The organism is Hoeflea sp. 108 (assembly GCF_000372965.1).
GTDB lineage: Bacteria > Pseudomonadota > Alphaproteobacteria > Rhizobiales > Rhizobiaceae > Aminobacter.
This window is the reverse complement of the sequence record NZ_KB890024.1, coordinates 3,793,063-3,807,304: the sequence shown is the minus strand read 5'-3', so window position 1 is coordinate 3,807,304 and position 14,242 is coordinate 3,793,063. Positions and strand designations below refer to the sequence as shown.

16 protein-coding genes are annotated in these 14,242 nt (G+C 63.9%); 4 read left to right on the top strand and 12 right to left on the bottom strand.

The features are described from left to right. Positions 1-62: 62 nt before the first annotated feature. Together B015_RS0118920 and B015_RS0118915 are read left to right on the top strand one after the other, a co-directional pair. The gene (locus B015_RS0118920; RefSeq protein WP_245262212.1) at positions 63-494 is read left to right on the top strand and encodes a hypothetical protein; all 432 of its coding nucleotides are present in this window, start codon (positions 63-65) and stop codon (positions 492-494) included. 44 nt (positions 495-538) lie between these two features. Further along, a complete protein-coding gene (locus B015_RS0118915; protein ID WP_018429305.1) occupies positions 539-799 on the top strand; it encodes a hypothetical protein in 261 nt (86 codons plus the stop codon). Positions 800-931: 132 nt separating this feature from the next. On the opposite strand, the gene B015_RS0118910 is transcribed toward B015_RS0118915, so the two are convergent. From B015_RS0118910 to B015_RS0118890, 5 genes are all read right to left on the bottom strand, one after another. Next, positions 932-2,017 carry a nickel/cobalt transporter gene (locus B015_RS0118910; protein ID WP_018429304.1) on the bottom strand — a complete coding sequence of 362 codons (1,086 nt, stop codon included), beginning with the start codon at positions 2,015-2,017 and terminating at the stop codon, positions 932-934. 10 nt (positions 2,018-2,027) lie between these two features. Then, the gene (locus tag B015_RS0118905; RefSeq protein WP_018429303.1) at positions 2,028-2,687 is read right to left on the bottom strand and encodes a DUF1007 family protein; all 660 of its coding nucleotides are present in this window, start codon (positions 2,685-2,687) and stop codon (positions 2,028-2,030) included. A 71-nt stretch (positions 2,688-2,758) separates the two neighbouring features. Then, complete coding sequence (locus tag B015_RS0118900; RefSeq protein WP_026227470.1) at positions 2,759-3,670, bottom strand: LysR family transcriptional regulator; 912 nt, start codon at positions 3,668-3,670, stop codon at positions 2,759-2,761. Positions 3,671-3,783: 113 nt separating this feature from the next. Further along, entirely contained in the window at positions 3,784-3,921 is a 138-nt protein-coding gene (locus tag B015_RS33360) for a DUF1963 domain-containing protein (RefSeq protein WP_018429301.1), read from the bottom strand. A gap of 67 nt (positions 3,922-3,988) precedes the next feature. After that, positions 3,989-5,182 carry an amidase gene (locus B015_RS0118890; RefSeq protein WP_018429300.1) on the bottom strand — a complete coding sequence of 398 codons (1,194 nt, stop codon included), beginning with the start codon at positions 5,180-5,182 and terminating at the stop codon, positions 3,989-3,991. A 547-nt stretch (positions 5,183-5,729) separates the two neighbouring features. Between B015_RS0118890 and odc2 the strand changes: the two genes are divergently transcribed. Next, entirely contained in the window at positions 5,730-6,863 is a 1,134-nt protein-coding gene (gene odc2, locus B015_RS0118885; RefSeq protein ID WP_018429299.1) for an ornithine/lysine decarboxylase, read from the top strand. A gap of 116 nt (positions 6,864-6,979) precedes the next feature. Next, positions 6,980-7,546, top strand: coding sequence for an N-acetyltransferase (locus B015_RS0118880; protein ID WP_018429298.1), 567 nt, complete (start codon positions 6,980-6,982; stop codon positions 7,544-7,546). A gap of 1,168 nt (positions 7,547-8,714) precedes the next feature. On the opposite strand, the gene B015_RS0118870 is transcribed toward B015_RS0118880, so the two are convergent. From B015_RS0118870 to flhA, 7 genes are all read right to left on the bottom strand, one after another. Further along, positions 8,715-8,999 carry an SCP2 sterol-binding domain-containing protein gene (locus B015_RS0118870; protein WP_018429297.1) on the bottom strand — a complete coding sequence of 95 codons (285 nt, stop codon included), beginning with the start codon at positions 8,997-8,999 and terminating at the stop codon, positions 8,715-8,717. Between the two features lie 285 nt (positions 9,000-9,284). Beyond that, positions 9,285-9,836, bottom strand: a complete 552-nt coding sequence (locus B015_RS0118865; protein WP_040456924.1) for a hypothetical protein — start codon at positions 9,834-9,836, stop codon at positions 9,285-9,287. Beyond that, on the bottom strand, positions 9,833-10,246 hold the full coding sequence (locus B015_RS0118860; protein ID WP_018429295.1) for a hypothetical protein: 414 nt from the start codon (positions 10,244-10,246) through the stop codon (positions 9,833-9,835). Before B015_RS0118860 ends, B015_RS0118865 begins: the two co-directional genes overlap by 4 nt. Before the next feature lie 3 nt (positions 10,247-10,249). Next, positions 10,250-10,804, bottom strand: a complete 555-nt coding sequence (locus B015_RS0118855; RefSeq protein ID WP_018429294.1) for a rod-binding protein — start codon at positions 10,802-10,804, stop codon at positions 10,250-10,252. A gap of 170 nt (positions 10,805-10,974) precedes the next feature. After that, on the bottom strand, positions 10,975-11,355 hold the full coding sequence (locus B015_RS0118850; RefSeq protein ID WP_018429293.1) for a hypothetical protein: 381 nt from the start codon (positions 11,353-11,355) through the stop codon (positions 10,975-10,977). A gap of 2 nt (positions 11,356-11,357) precedes the next feature. Beyond that, positions 11,358-12,110, bottom strand: a complete 753-nt coding sequence (fliR, locus tag B015_RS0118845; protein ID WP_018429292.1) for a flagellar biosynthetic protein FliR — start codon at positions 12,108-12,110, stop codon at positions 11,358-11,360. After that, positions 12,107-14,197, bottom strand: a complete 2,091-nt coding sequence (gene flhA / locus B015_RS0118840; RefSeq protein ID WP_018429291.1) for a flagellar biosynthesis protein FlhA — start codon at positions 14,195-14,197, stop codon at positions 12,107-12,109. The genes fliR and flhA overlap by 4 nt, the downstream gene beginning before the upstream one ends. Positions 14,198-14,242 lie beyond the last annotated feature (45 nt).

Here is a 14,242-nt window from a genome sequence, read left to right as displayed (position 1 = left end):
TCTGCGCTGCACGGCATCCTTTCGGACATTGGCAAAATAAGGTCCGCAGCCCGAATTGACCAGTGAACTCGCGCCCGGGGCGCACAGAATTCCGGCTGTTACAATCCAGAAACAAAACTCTGCAAACCGGAAAAACAGCCGACAAGCCGGTCGGCGATAACAGCCTCACTGCTTCAGTGGTTGAGGAAATCGGAACCGAAATGCGGAAACTTGTGACCAGTTCGACGATCGTACTGCTCGCAGCGCTTTCGCTTGGTGCTGCCGATGCCGCGACGCAGACGAAAGGCACGATCACCCGGACCGATCGTTGCAACAAGCTGCAGCAGCAATTCGCTGACGAAATCACCGGACATGCCGAGGCGAAACGGGCCGCCGAAGCAAAAGCTCTTCAGAAAAAGGCGATGAAATTCTGTGCCGGCAACCAGCAGGCCCAGGGCATCCGCGCCTATGCGACAGCGCTGAAGATGCTTGGAGTGCAGCCGATCGAACCCTGATCGGCACTCTCCTGACAGCCCCCTTGTGCAAAAGGAAACTGGACATGACCACCAACAAGCCTCTCCTGACCGCCCTCGGCCTTGCCGTTGCCCTGGCCTTCTCGGCGCCCGTGCTGACCGCCAGCTCGGCAAACGCTGCTGGCGCGACCGCTGCTGCTCCCGCCGCCGGCCAGGCGACGACCGCGACCACCCCGATGGTGAAGAAGGTTGTCCATCACAAGAAGGCGCCGCATCACAAGAAGGCCAAGCACCACAAGAAGCACAAGAAGGCCGCTGCTCCGGCTGCAAAGAAGACCACGATGTAACAACCCGAGCCACGCGGTACGTGGCAAAAATTCCGCCCTGGCAGCCGCAACTCCAGGGCGGATTTTTCATGCCTTGATGACAGGATCGTTGCCGGCCGGCGTCACGCCATGGCCGGCATTTTCATGTGCGGCTCAGGCCTTGAGACTGGCCGCAAGCAGCACCAGGCCGAGCAGCATCACCAGGGCGGCGCCGCCGATCTCGATGGCATTGTGGATGCGGTTGCCGGCGCGGCCGTTGCCGGCAACGGCAACCGCCCAGTTCTTGGCGGTGACGGCCATGATGGCGAGTGCGGAGACGGTGATCGCCGTTCCCAGCGACATGGCAAGGACCGACAGGATGCCGCCGGCCCAGAGGCCGTTGAGGAAGGCGAAGCTGAGCACGATCAGCGCGCCGGTGCAGGGGCGGATGCCGACGGCGGCAACCGCCGACCATGCCGTCTTCCAGTCGAAATGCTTGCCTTCCAACATCCTGGGGTCAGGCGCATGGGAATGCCCGCAGGTCGAGCAGACTTCGCCCTCGACGTGAGCGTGGCCGTGGTGATCGTGGCCATGGTGAGCGTGCTCATGATGATCGTGCGAGTGGTCATGACCGCAAGTGGCGTGGTCGTGATCATGGCCATGCGCGTGGGCAGCCGACAGACTGTGAACAGGGGCAACACCTGCCAGGCCGAAGGCCATCGGCTTGAGCTTCTTCCACAGCAGCCAGGCGCCGAAGGCGGCGATCAGCGCGTAGCTCACCGTTTCCAGGAACCATGTCGCATTGGTCATCGACACCGAAGTGCCACGCAGTACCAGGAAGACGAGCGTCATCAGCACGATCGCCGTCAGGCCTTGGAGGAAGGCCGAGACGAAGGACAGCATGATGCCGCGGCGCAGAGCGACTTCGTTGGCCAGCATGTAGGACGAGATGACCGCTTTGCCATGGCCAGGCCCGGCGGCATGGAAGACGCCGTAGGCGAAGGACAGGCCGACCAGCACCCATACGCCGCCGCCGCCGTCGCGCATCGCCTTCAGCGCCCCCGTCAGCGACCGGTAGAATTGCTGCTGGTGGAGGTTGATCCAGTTGAGCAGTCCGGCGAACAGGCCGGTCGAGGGCACGGTCGCCTCGTTGGTGCCGATGCCGAGCGAGCTCTGCGCATGGGCAAGGCCGGAAAAATGGCTGAGCACGTAGCTGATGGCGAGAAGCGCGAAAATCACGCGGACGGTCGTCTTCTTCACTTGGTCACCCCTAGGCCTTGCAGTTCAATTCCAGTTTGGTGGCGAAGATCTTGCTCATGTCGGTGCCGGCCGGATCGTTGAAGAAGGCTTCGGTCAGGCTCGCCTGGTTCTGGGCGATGGCCTGGTCCGGATCGGGGCGGATCACCTGTCGCGTACAATTCGCAGGCAGGTCGGCGACCGTCATGTTGGCGTCGTCGGTGAAGTCGATTGCCGTATAGAAGGTCGGATCGTAGACGCCGAAGTCGAGCTTGCCGGAGAGCTTCAGCGGCTCCTTCGGCTCGGTCTCGAACAGGATGATGAGCTGCTGGTCCTCGAAGGTGGCCATGAGGTTGGCCGGGGGCTTCATCGCCACGTCCTTGCCGTCTGAAGTCACCACCTGGAAGTAATTGAATTCGCCGATGGATTCGAACACCGTCTTCGACACTTCGGCCAGTTCGGCGTCATCGAGCTTGAGGTCGGAGTTCTTGTCGAACTCCATCAGCACTGTGCTTGAGAACAGGTCGTCGAAGCGCCAGAGGTGGCGCAGCGACTTCACCGTCTTGTCGGGATTGAGCATGACATCCAGCCGCGCCTCGGCGAAGACGTGCGGGTGCACGCTGGCCGGTATCGTCATGGCCAGCAATGCCGCCGCAGAAGCGGCGAGCATCGCGGTTCGGGTGTTCAGAATCATCGCGCTGTCGGTCCGGAATTCGAGTGGTGCCGACAGTTACCAGAAAGCGGGCGAAAGTGGGACCGGGTGCCTCACTGCTTGAGATGGTCGCAAGGGTTGACCTTGAACCATTGCACCAGGAAGTCGACGAAAACGCGGATCTTGGCGGGCAGGTAGCGCCGGTGCGGGTAGACGGCGAATATGCCGCCGCCTGACAGACGGCGGTCGTCGAGAGCCGGCACCAGCCGCCCCGCCTCGATGTCGGGTGCGGCGATGAAGTCGGGCAGTATGGCGAAGCCGAGGCCGGCAACCGCGGCAGCACGCGCCGCCATGGGACTGTTGACTTCCATCGGTCCGCTTACCGAAACGGTCATGGTGTCGCCGGTATCGCTGGTGAACGGCCAGTTGGACAGCCAGCGGCCGTTGGTGTCGATGATGCAGGGGATGTTCGCGAGGTCGGTCGGGCGCTGCGGCATGCCGTATTTCGCGATCAGCTCAGGCGAGGCGCAGAGCCTGATGCCGAAGGGCGCCAGACGGCGGGCGATCAGCGACGAGTTCTCCAGCCTGGAAATGCGGATGGCGAGGTCGAAGCCTTCCTCCACCAGGTCGACAAAACGGTCATCGAGGTGGATTTCGAGCACGATGTCGGGGTGCTCCTTGGCGAAGTCGATCAGCGAATGGCCGATGGGTGCGTCGGCAAAGGTGCGCGGCGCAGACAGCTTGACGCGGCCACGCACGTCGCCTGAGGATTCGCGCACCGCATCGGCCAGGCTGTCGACCTCGCGGATGATCTCGGAGGCGCGGCGATAATAGGTGTGGCCGGCTTCGGTCAGCGAAAACTGCCTCGTCGTGCGGTTGAGCAGAAGCGCACCAAGCTCGTCTTCCAGTTCGCGCACATATTTGGACAGCAGCGCCTTGGAGCGGCCGATCTTGCGCGCCGCGGCAGAGAAGCCTTCGGCCTCGACCACGTCGATGAAGGCGCGCATCCGGGTGAGTGTGTCCATGGTGCCTGCGGTCTCGTTCAAAAATTGGCTACGACGACGCTAGGATTGTTCACACCTGGGGGTCAAGGGTCATGAGGTGGAGGCTGTCGTGCCAGGCGCGTTGGCGGGACGGTTCAGTTCGAGACCTGGGTCCTGACGGCGTCGAACCGGCCTGCCGCGAGATCCTTCTTGCTCATCGTCAGGACCAGGGTGTCGACATCGCCGAACATCCAGCCCATCAGGTTGCTGGTGGGCAGTTCGAGAAGGTCCACATCCTTGTCGAGGTCGAACTGGTGGACATAGCGGAACGGGATGTGGCCGATAGTTTGACCCGGATTTCTACTTGCCGGAAGCTTCCAGGATCTTGCGCGCCAGTTGCACGAGTGCGAGGTCGCTGCCGGCGGGGCCGAGCAGCGACAGGCCGAACGGGGCGCCATCGACCTTGCCGAACGGCAGTGTGATCTGCGGGAAGCCCGACAGGCCCGAAAGGCAGAGCAGCCGTAGCGCCCGCTCGCGATAGGCGAGAAGGTCGTCGTTGGTGCCGTCGGCCATGGGGGCTGCGCCCGGCACGGTGGGCATCACCAGGATGCCGTCGTCGCCGAGCAGGCCGGCAAGTTCCCGGCGGAACCGCCCGCGCTTTTCCGTCTCGGCGGCATAGGTCGCCAACTCGATCGTGCGGCCGAATTCGAAGCGATCCTTGACGCCCGGGCCGAGATGGCGGTCGCCGGACGCGATCCAGGCGCCATGCTCCTGCCAGGCCTCGTAGGCCTGGATCCGGCGGAAGCTCCAGTAGAGCTCGTCGGAGGACTGGCTGAGCGGAGCTGCGGTCGAGATCGTACCGACGGCCTTTTCGGCCAGCTTGCACATGCGGCCGTATTCGGAAGCTTCGGCTTCGTCCAACGGCAGGGCGTCGAGCGCCTCGAGCCTGATCGGCCGGGTGAGACTGCCGCCATGCGTGTCCTTGGCAACCAGAACCTTCGCAACAGTTTCATAGACGTCGATGTCGCGGGCAAACCAGCCGAACGTGTCGAGGCTTGGGGAGAGCTTCATCGTGCCGTCGAGCGAGATCAGCCCGTGGGTGGTGCGCAAGCCGATGAGGCCGCAGAAGCTGGCAGGTGCGCGGATCGAGCCGCCGGTGTCGGAGCCGATGGCGATGTCGGCAAGGCCGGCTGCGACGGCGGCGGCCGAGCCCGATGACGAGCCGCCGGTGACGCGGTCGGGAGCGGCAGGATTGATCGGGTGGGGGAAGTGCGCGTTCTGGCCCATCAGCGAGAAGGCAAGTTCGTCCGTCTGGGTCTTGCCGACGAATCGCGCGCCGGCTTCGAGAATCAACTGCACCGACGGGGCGGTCCTTTCGACGAGATGGCCCTTGGCCGCCCTATCCGGGTTGCCGCAACCGGTGACGAAGCCGGCGACGTCGTAGATGTCCTTCACCGCGAGGCGCAGGCCTGCGAGACTGCCGGATTCCTTATTGGGAACAGTGGTTTGCGGAACATCGAGGAAAGCGTTGAAAGGATCGGACGTCACGAGCATTGTTTGAAACCTGTGTACGATCCCGGCAGCATTGTTCGATGAACGTAATTTTTCAAGCCGGGGTCCGATTTTCGATTGATTGTGACGGACGAGGTGCATATATCCCCGCTTGCCCAAAGTCGCACGTGCCTGTGGGCGTCCCCCGAACCTCGAATGGCGAGGATTTCGGGACGGTACCCGGGAAGTAACGAGCCCGGTCGGTTCAGCGGCCAACCGCCGATCCGAGGACGTCTTGAAGCAACGACGGTGCGGGCCTTTCTGGTTCTCTTCCGGCTGTCCATAAGCCGGGGTTACTGAAGAGGCACACCTTCATTGCCGGCAGTGCGGACGGGTCTCCCATCCAAGCCAAGGCAGACAAAGCGAGCAGTCGCCGCAAGGCGTTCGCTCACCGCCGCGTGACAACGCGTTCATGGTTCCGGGATCTCCACAGGCCGGACTCGTGGGCAGTCGTCATGCACTTTGTCCACTGCGGGACAGACCGGTCGAGGGACGACCGCTCCCGCTGCTTGAGCTTTGCGCGGAGGCGTCCGCGCGAATGGAGAGACCTATGGCCACTCAGCGCATCCTCGACTTCCTCGCCACCCGCCGTCCGAACGGCCCCTGCCTCGTCGTCGACCTCGATGTCGTGCGTGACAATTTCCGCGCCTTCGAGAAGGCCCTGCCTGAATCCAAGATCTACTATGCCGTGAAGGCAAACCCTGCGCCGGAAATCCTGCGCATGCTTGCCGGCATGGGCTCGTCCTTCGACACCGCTTCGGTGGCCGAGATCGAGATGGCCATGGATGCCGGCGCGCCGGCCGAGCGCATCTCGTTCGGCAACACCATCAAGAAGGAGCGCGACATCGCGCGTGCCTTCGAACTCGGCATCCGCCTGTTTGCCGTCGACAGCGTCGAAGAGGTCGAGAAAGTCGCCCGCGCCGCGCCCGGCGCCCGCGTGTTCTGCCGCGTTCTGACCGATGGTGAAGGTGCCGAATGGCCGCTGTCGCGCAAGTTCGGCTGCGTGCCGGCGATGGCTGTCGACGTGCTGCGCCTTGCCAAGTCGCTCGGGCTCGACGCCTATGGCGTGTCGTTCCACGTCGGCTCGCAGCAGACCGATCTGACCGCCTGGGACCGTGCGCTGGCCGACGCCAAGATGGTGTTCGCCAAGCTCGCCGAGGAAGGCATCATGCTCGGCATGGTCAACATGGGCGGCGGTTTCCCGACGCGCTACCTCAAGGACGTGCCCGCGGCCCAGGCCTATGGCCAGGCGATCTTCGAGTATCTGAGCAAGCACTTCGGCAACAACATCCCGGAGACGATCATCGAGCCGGGTCGCGGCATGGTCGGCAACGCCGGCGTCATCAAGTCGGAAGTCGTTCTGATCTCGAAGAAGGCCGACAACGACAATGTGCGCTGGGTGTTCCTCGACATCGGCAAGTTCGGCGGCCTCGCCGAGACGATGGACGAGGCGATCCGCTACCCGATCGTGACGGCCCGCGACGCGGATGAAAAGAGCCCTTGCGTGCTCGCCGGCCCGACCTGTGACTCGGCCGACGTCATGTACGAGAAGGCGCCGTATCCGCTGCCGCTGTCGCTGACCATCGGCGACGAGGTGCTGATCGAAGGCACCGGCGCCTACACGACCACCTACTCGGCGGTCGCCTTCAACGGCTTCGAGCCTCTCCGATCCTACGTGATCTGACGGCTCGCAGCGGCCTCCGGGCCGGAGCCGATCAGATCACCCCGACGGGCGAGCCTATGGCGCGCCCGATCGGGTTCGCTTGTGGAACAGATCTCCGCTCGTGAAGGATCGCGGAAATGAACATCGAAGACGTCACCAAAACCTCGCCCGATATCGTGATCGTGGCTGAAACCATCCCAGACATCGCCGCGCGCGAAGCCCTGCTCGACCGGGCGATGGGCCCGAAGCGGCGCAAGAAGTCGTCGGAGAAGCTGCGGCGCGGCCGTCGACCGTCCGAGGGCCTTGCCTTCGTCGCACGCGACGAGGCGGGTACTGTGGTCGGCACCGTGCGCCTGTGGGACGTGCGCCTGGGCGAGGGCGGTCAGGCGGCGCTGCTGCTCGGCCCGCTGGCGGTCGATCCCATGGTCAAGAGCGCCGGCATCGGCTCGGCCTTGATGCGCCATGCGGTTGCCGAGGCCGCGCGGCTTGGCCATCATGCAGTGCTGCTGGTCGGCGATGCGCCCTATTATGCCCGCTTCGGCTTCACCGCCGACAAGACCGGCTCGCTCGCGATGCCGGGGCCCTACGAGCGCGAGCGCTTCCTGGCGCTCGAACTCATCGCAGGGACGCTCGACGATGCGAGAGGCGTCCTCAAGGCGGCCGGTCGCAAGGTCAAATCCGAGCGGACCCGCCTCGCTGCCTGAGCGGCAGCGCTAACCTCTATTCCAGGATCGGCTGCGCGTCGGAACGTCCGCCGCGCGGCCTTGGCCTGTCGATGCAGTCGGGCGAAGGTGTCGTCGCTGGGCCGCCGCGACAATCCAGCGGTTCGGGAAAGGTCGGGCGCGAGGGGCGGGGTTCGCTGCGCGGGTTGTCGATGCAGTCGGGCGATGGCGTTGTTGCCGGACCGCCCCGGCAATCTATCGGACCGGGATAGGTAGGGCGTGAAGGGCGAGGCTCGCCGCGCGGCCATTTGCGCGGAGGATCGCGCCAGTCGCGCGGGTGGTTGCGTGGATAGTCGCGCCAGTCGCGCGGTGAATCCCATGGTCTCGGTGTATGCCTTGGTCCGTCCCAGCCGCGCGGGCTGTGCCGCGGCCCGTCCCAGTCGCGAGGGCCGTAGCGGTCTTCGACGCAGCCGGCCAGCAAGGCCGCGCATGTCATCGCCGCGGCCACCATTGTCTTGCGCTTCATCGTCATCTTCCAGATCGGTCCCTTCAGGCCAAGGTCTGGCGCAATTTGATTGCGGGTGCATTGCGACGGATCGGTGGAAGCAATAGGCCCGGACGCCAGGTCACTGGTTGGATGCGCCGCTGCCGGGTGCAGATGGTGCTGGAACTCTCAGGGCAGAAGCGGCATCGCTTGCCCAGTGGTTCCTCGGGGCCGGTGGAAAGCAGGTCGGTCCGGGAGTCCGGTTGGGGGCCTTGGCACAGTCCTGCGAGCCGGCGACCGGCTGGTCCGCATTGCTGAGACGGATCTGGGGCTGAGCAGCCTCTTCATCTTCGGACCGCCCGATCCAGCTGGCGCAACCGCTTGATGCGGTGATTGAGATCAGCAGTGTCGCAAGCAGCACATGGCGACGGCCTGTTCCACGGCAAGGGCCGGTGGAGCGCTCATTCGCCAGTTTCGATGAATGTGAAAGGTATTTCCCGTTCATATGCGTCTCCGGCTCAACTCTGTCGAGCGGGGAGTGGACGCAAACGGTTATGCGGACATTACAGCGTTGCTGCCGGTGTCGGTAAATTCCGGCATGACCCTGATGTCAGGCCGAAGCGTGGCCGGTATGGCCTCAGCAGCTTCGGGGTGCTGCCGGGCAGGCGTTCTTGTCTGCTGCCCCGCGGACAGGTGTCGCGGGGCAGGGAACCATGCGGATGCCTGTCAGCCGAGCAACTTGCTCAGGCCCATGGCGACAGTCATGTCGCCCTCGACCTTGATCTTGCCGGTCATGAACGCCATCGTCGGGTTCAGGTCGCCCGAAATCAGCGACTCGAGATTGTCGAGCGACAGCTTGATGGTGCAGTCGGCCGGGCCGTCGGTGGTCGACAGCGTGCCGCCGTCGATGACGATGACGCCGTCGGAACCGGTGTCGAACTTGACCGAGCGGTCGAAGCCCGAGCTTTCCACCTTCGACTTGATCTGGTCTGCGACTGCCTGAATGCTCATGGAACTCTCCTGATTTCCTGAAATGGCGCTCGCGCGGCTTGCGGCGCGGCGCTCCGCGAAACGCTCTATCTCCTGAGGCAATCCTGACGGAAAGGCGTTTTGCGCCTTTTTCCCGCAATTGCTTCACCTCCCCGGACAAACCCGGACAGGCCGGCCGCGTCACAGGACTGGATAAACCTATAGCGTTCGATTGACGTTTACGTCAACGTAGTTTTGACGATGAAAGCATCGACCCGTCCTCGACACAGCTGTCGAGGACGGGTCGCAAAAAAAGCCGACTTGATATCAGTGGGCAGGTGCGGGGGCTGCTTCGCCGTGGCCCGACGGTGCTGCCGCTTCGGCGGACTTGGCGGCCTCCGCGGCTGCAGAGCGCTTGCGCACTGCGTTGTCGCGAACGTCGTCGGGGGTCAGGAAATCGATCTGCTCGACCAGCACTTCCTGCACCATCTTGTCGCCGATGCGCTGGTTGATGCTGTCGCGGATGCCATTGCGGAAGGCATCGAGATCGATCTTGTCGTACTGGGTGAAGTCGATCTGCGGGTTGCCGTAGAGATAGCTGTAGACCTGGTCGGTCAGGAGCGACGCCACCGGAATGGACATCTTGGCGACCTGCTTGGGCTCGACCGTGTAGACGAGCCGCGTCAGGAAATATCCCTCGACGCGCTCGCCCTTCAGAAGCGGCACCGAAATCACGTCGGTCTTGACGTAGTCGAGGCCGCCCAGCATCGGCTTCTTGTCCTCGGCGGGGGGCAGGCTGGCTGCCGCCTGGAAGGAATAGAAGACCGCGCCGAGCGTCGCGGCGACGATCCAGAGCGCCGCAACGATGAATTTGATCACCGCGCCCACCCGAATTCATTGGCCGAGTAGGTACCGTCAGCTTCGGAACGCTGGATGGCGTCCTTGAGCAGGCCGGCGACTTCGCTTACGGCACTGAGATGGGCGAGGATGGCGCGTTCGTTGGCCACCAGCTTGTCGCGCAGGCGTTCGACGCCGGTCCTCAGCTCGATCGGGAATTCGCCCTCGACGACGCCCTTGGTGGCGCGGGTGAGCTCATAGAGATAGCGGCTCTTGCGTGCGTTGGACGCCTTGATGTCGAAGCGCACGTCGGTGCGGATCGCAGCGGTCTCTTCCTCGACGGCATCTTCGATGCGGCTGAGGATGACGCTGATGTTGCCGGGCCGGACCGCCGCTTCGGCGACGTCGGTGTTTGCAGGCATGCTTGCCCTGTAGTCGGCGAAATCCGTCATTTGTTACCCTCTACGATCTGTGTCAGTTGCGGAGCCGGCCTCGCCGCCTCCGAGCGACTGGACCATCTTCCGTTGCATTTCCTGGAGCATGGCGGTCGTCTGGCTCGCCTGCTGATCGAGCGCGGCCTGGTCGGGACCACCGGTCACGACGCCGACGGAAACCGCCTTGTCGTTCTTCATATAGTGGTCACGCATGAGCGACCTGGCGATGCCGATGCCACCGGCGTCGGCGGTGGCATTGGCCATCTGCTCGGCCATCATCGACTTCCACATGTCGCCAGCCATGCCCTTGCCGTAAACACTCTCGGTGTTCTTCGGCATCATGTTCTCGATGAAGGTCTGAAGCACCATCGCTTCGAAACGCTTCATGCCGGCATCAGGAGCTGCCTTGTCCGGCTGGCGCGAGGCGCCCGCGCCGAAAGCCGCCTCGCCGAGCGAGAAGGCGCCAGCGACGTTGTTGGTACGGTTGACCAAAGCGGCGCGCGCGGCCTGGACGCCCGACGGCTCTACGGCCTTGGCAACGTCCAGAACAATGTCGCTTGGGGGGGAGATGGCCAAAGCTGGCTCGCCTTTCCGGTTTCGTTACTGTTGATTGTGGAGGGTCAAGCTTGCCGCAACCTTACTTGCCGTCACCACGGCGACGTGGGGCCATCCATGTGCGCAGGGGACGCCGTAAGGCGTTGAAACCGTGAACAATCTCTTCCGAAAACCGGTTCCGATCCCCAGGGTCATTCGCTCGACTTTCTCTCGATGATTTCAAGGCGTTCGCGGTCGGCGCTGTCGCGTTCGTCCTGGCGGCGGACGTCGCGATAGGCACGTTCGACCATGTTGGTGCGGGCGGTCGCTGTGGCGACCTTGCCGGCCTCGTGGCTCGCCAGGCCGAGATTGATCTGCTTGCGGGCAAGCGCTGCCGAAATGCGCCGATGATAGAGATCGGGGAACAGCTCGGCCATGTCCTGGGCGTTGCCGAAGCTTTCGGTCAGCGCCTGGGCTTCGGCCTCGGCCGCCACCGCCTGGGCGACATAGCCGGCGTGGCGCGTCTCATGCAGCGCCTTCAGCTGTTCCTGCACCACCACCAGCTTCTTCAGCCTGTCCTTGCGCGAGGTCATGGCTATCTCCCCAGGGTGATGTCGCCGAAGCCGTCGGCGAACAGGCTGAGCATGGTGCCAATGCCGAAATAGACCAGGATCAGGCCGCCGGTGACGACGAAGGGCAGCGAGATGAAGTAGACCGGGATCTGTGGCGTCAGCTTGTTGACGAAGCCGATCGTCAGGTTGATCAGGATGGCATAGGCGATGAACGGACTGCCGAGCCTGAGCACCACCATGAAGCTTTCCGACAGCGTGTCGGTGACGTCGACGAGGGCCGCCTGCGGATTGAAGAACAGGTTGATCGGGGCGACCTTGTAGGAGGCGACGAGCGCCCGGATGATCTCGTGGTGGAAATTGAGGGTGAACAGCAGCAGCAGCGCCGCGATCGAGATGATCGAGGCGAGCGGTCCTTGCGGCTCGTTTTCCTCGATGGCGTGGCCACCGACGCTGTTGAAGCCGATCAGCATGGCGACGCCGTTTCCCATGAACATCAGCGCCAGGATGTAGAGCCTGGCCATCAGGCCGATCAGCCCGCCGATCAGGAGCTCGGAAGCGATCATCGGCATCAGGATGCCGGGACGGGCGTCGACGAAGGGAAAGATCTGGTCCCACAGATGCACCAAAAGGCCGCCGGTCGCGGCAACCGCGACGAACAGCCTGATGTGGGTGGGCACGCGCACGCTCGACAGGCCGGGCATCAGCATGAAGCAGGCGCCGATGCGGCAGAAGGCGAGGAAGGCCGCAAGGACGAGCCCTTGCGCTGACGCATTCATGAGATGGTTCCGAGCACGCGCAGTTCGACGCCCTTGGCGATCTCGACATGGCTGAGCACCGGAAGGGTGGGGAACAGGCGCTCGATGATCATGCGGACGTAAGGACGCGCGTCGGGCGCGGTGACGAGGACGAAGCGTTCGCCCGCCTCGAGATGGGTGCGGATCGCCTTCGAGGCGTCCTGGCCAAACTCCTCGAGCTGGCGCGGGTCGATGTCGAACTCGCGCACCTCGCCCTTGGCGTCGCGCTTGAGGCTCTGGTGGAAAGCGAGGTCCCAGCGGTTGCCGAGACGCAGCACCTTGAGCGCGCCGCCTTCGCTGAGGTCGCCGCAGATCTGCTGGGCCATGCGGATGCGGACATGTTCGACGATCTGCTCGGTGCGGCGCACATGCGGCGAGATTTCGGCGATCGCCTCGATGATGAGGTGGAGGTTGCGGATCGAGACGCGCTCGGCGAGCAGCAGCTTGAGCACCGCCTGGAGCCCCGGATAGGTGATGTGCGATGAGCAGATCTCGTCGGCGAGCTTGCGGTATTCGGGATCCTGGCGCTCGAGCAGCGCCTTCATGTCCTTGTAGGACAGCAGCTGCGGCAGGTTGTTGCGGATCACCTCGGACAGGTGAGTGAGCAGCACCGACATGTTGTCGGCGAAGGTGAACTGTTCGCGCTTGAGATCCTCGGAGAAGGAGTCGAGCACCGAGAACGCGCGCATGCCGAAAGCCGGCTCGCGCACTTCCTCGCCCGGAATGTCGGGCAAGTCGCGTGAACCGAGCAGCACCATGATCTCGCCGACGCGCATCTGGTATTCGGCGACGACGGTGCCGTGGATCTTGATCTGATAGCTCTTGGGCGGGATCGAGAAGTCGTCGGTAAGGCGCACCTCCGGCACGACGAAGCCGTATTGGGTGGCGAACTTCTTGCGCATCTTGGCCATGCGGAAGGCGAGTTCCTGGTGGGTGGCGAGCAGGCGCGTCGACAGCTGCTTGCCGATCAGGAGCTCGATCTCGGCGGTGGCGAGCGATGCCTTCACCGAATTCTTCTCTTCCTCGACTTTCTCGGCCTCGACCATCTGCTTTTCGGCCTCGGCCTCGGCCAGGCGGCGCTTGTGCTGCATCGGGATGACGTAGGCCAGTGCCGCCATGCAACCGGCGAGCGTGATGAAGGGAAACATCGGCAGGCCGGGCATCAGGGCCAGCATGACCAGCAGGAAGGCCGCGACATACAGGGCGCGGGGATAGGCGCCGAGCTGACCGAACACAGCCTGGTCGGCCGAGCCGCGGGTGCCACCCTTGGAGACGAGCAGGCCGGCGGCGAGCGAGACGATGAGGGCCGGGATCTGGGTGACGAGACCGTCGCCGACCGACAGCTTGATGAACACGTCAGCGGCTTCGCCCATGCCCATGTCGTGACGGAAGTAGCCGATGGCGATGCCGCCGACGATGTTGATGGCGGTGATCATCAGGCCGGCGATGGCGTCGCCGCGGACGAATTTCGAGGCACCGTCCATGGAGCCGAAGAAGGAGCTTTCCTCCTCGAGTTCGCGGCGGCGCAGCTGCGCCGTCTTGTCGTCGATCATGCCGGCCGACAGGTCGGCGTCGATCGACATCTGCTTGCCGGGGATGGCGTCGAGGGTGAAGCGCGCGCCGACTTCGGCGATACGCGTCGCACCCTTGGTGATGACGATGAAGTTCACCACGATGAGGATCAGGAAGACGATCAGACCGATGACGAAGTCGCCGGACATCACCAGGTTGGAGAAACCCGAGATGACGTAGCCGGCGGCGTGGGTGCCCTCGTTGCCGTGCGACAGGATCATGCGCGTGGTGGCGATGTTGAGCGACAGGCGCAGCATCGTCGCGATCAGCAGGACAGTCGGGAACGACGAGAAGTCGAGTGGTCGCTGGATCCACAGCGCCACCATCAGGATCAGGACCGAGATGGCGATGGAGAAGGCGAGGCCGATATCGATCAGGAAGGCCGGGATTGGCAGGAACAGCACCGCCAGGATGACGATGATGCCAAGGGCGAAGAAGACGTCGCGACCGCTCTTGGTCGCGCTGCCAGTGCCCGAGATGGTTTCGCTGATCGCCATGCTTTACCCGATCGAATCCTGCCGCGAGCCAATGCCACGGCTGGC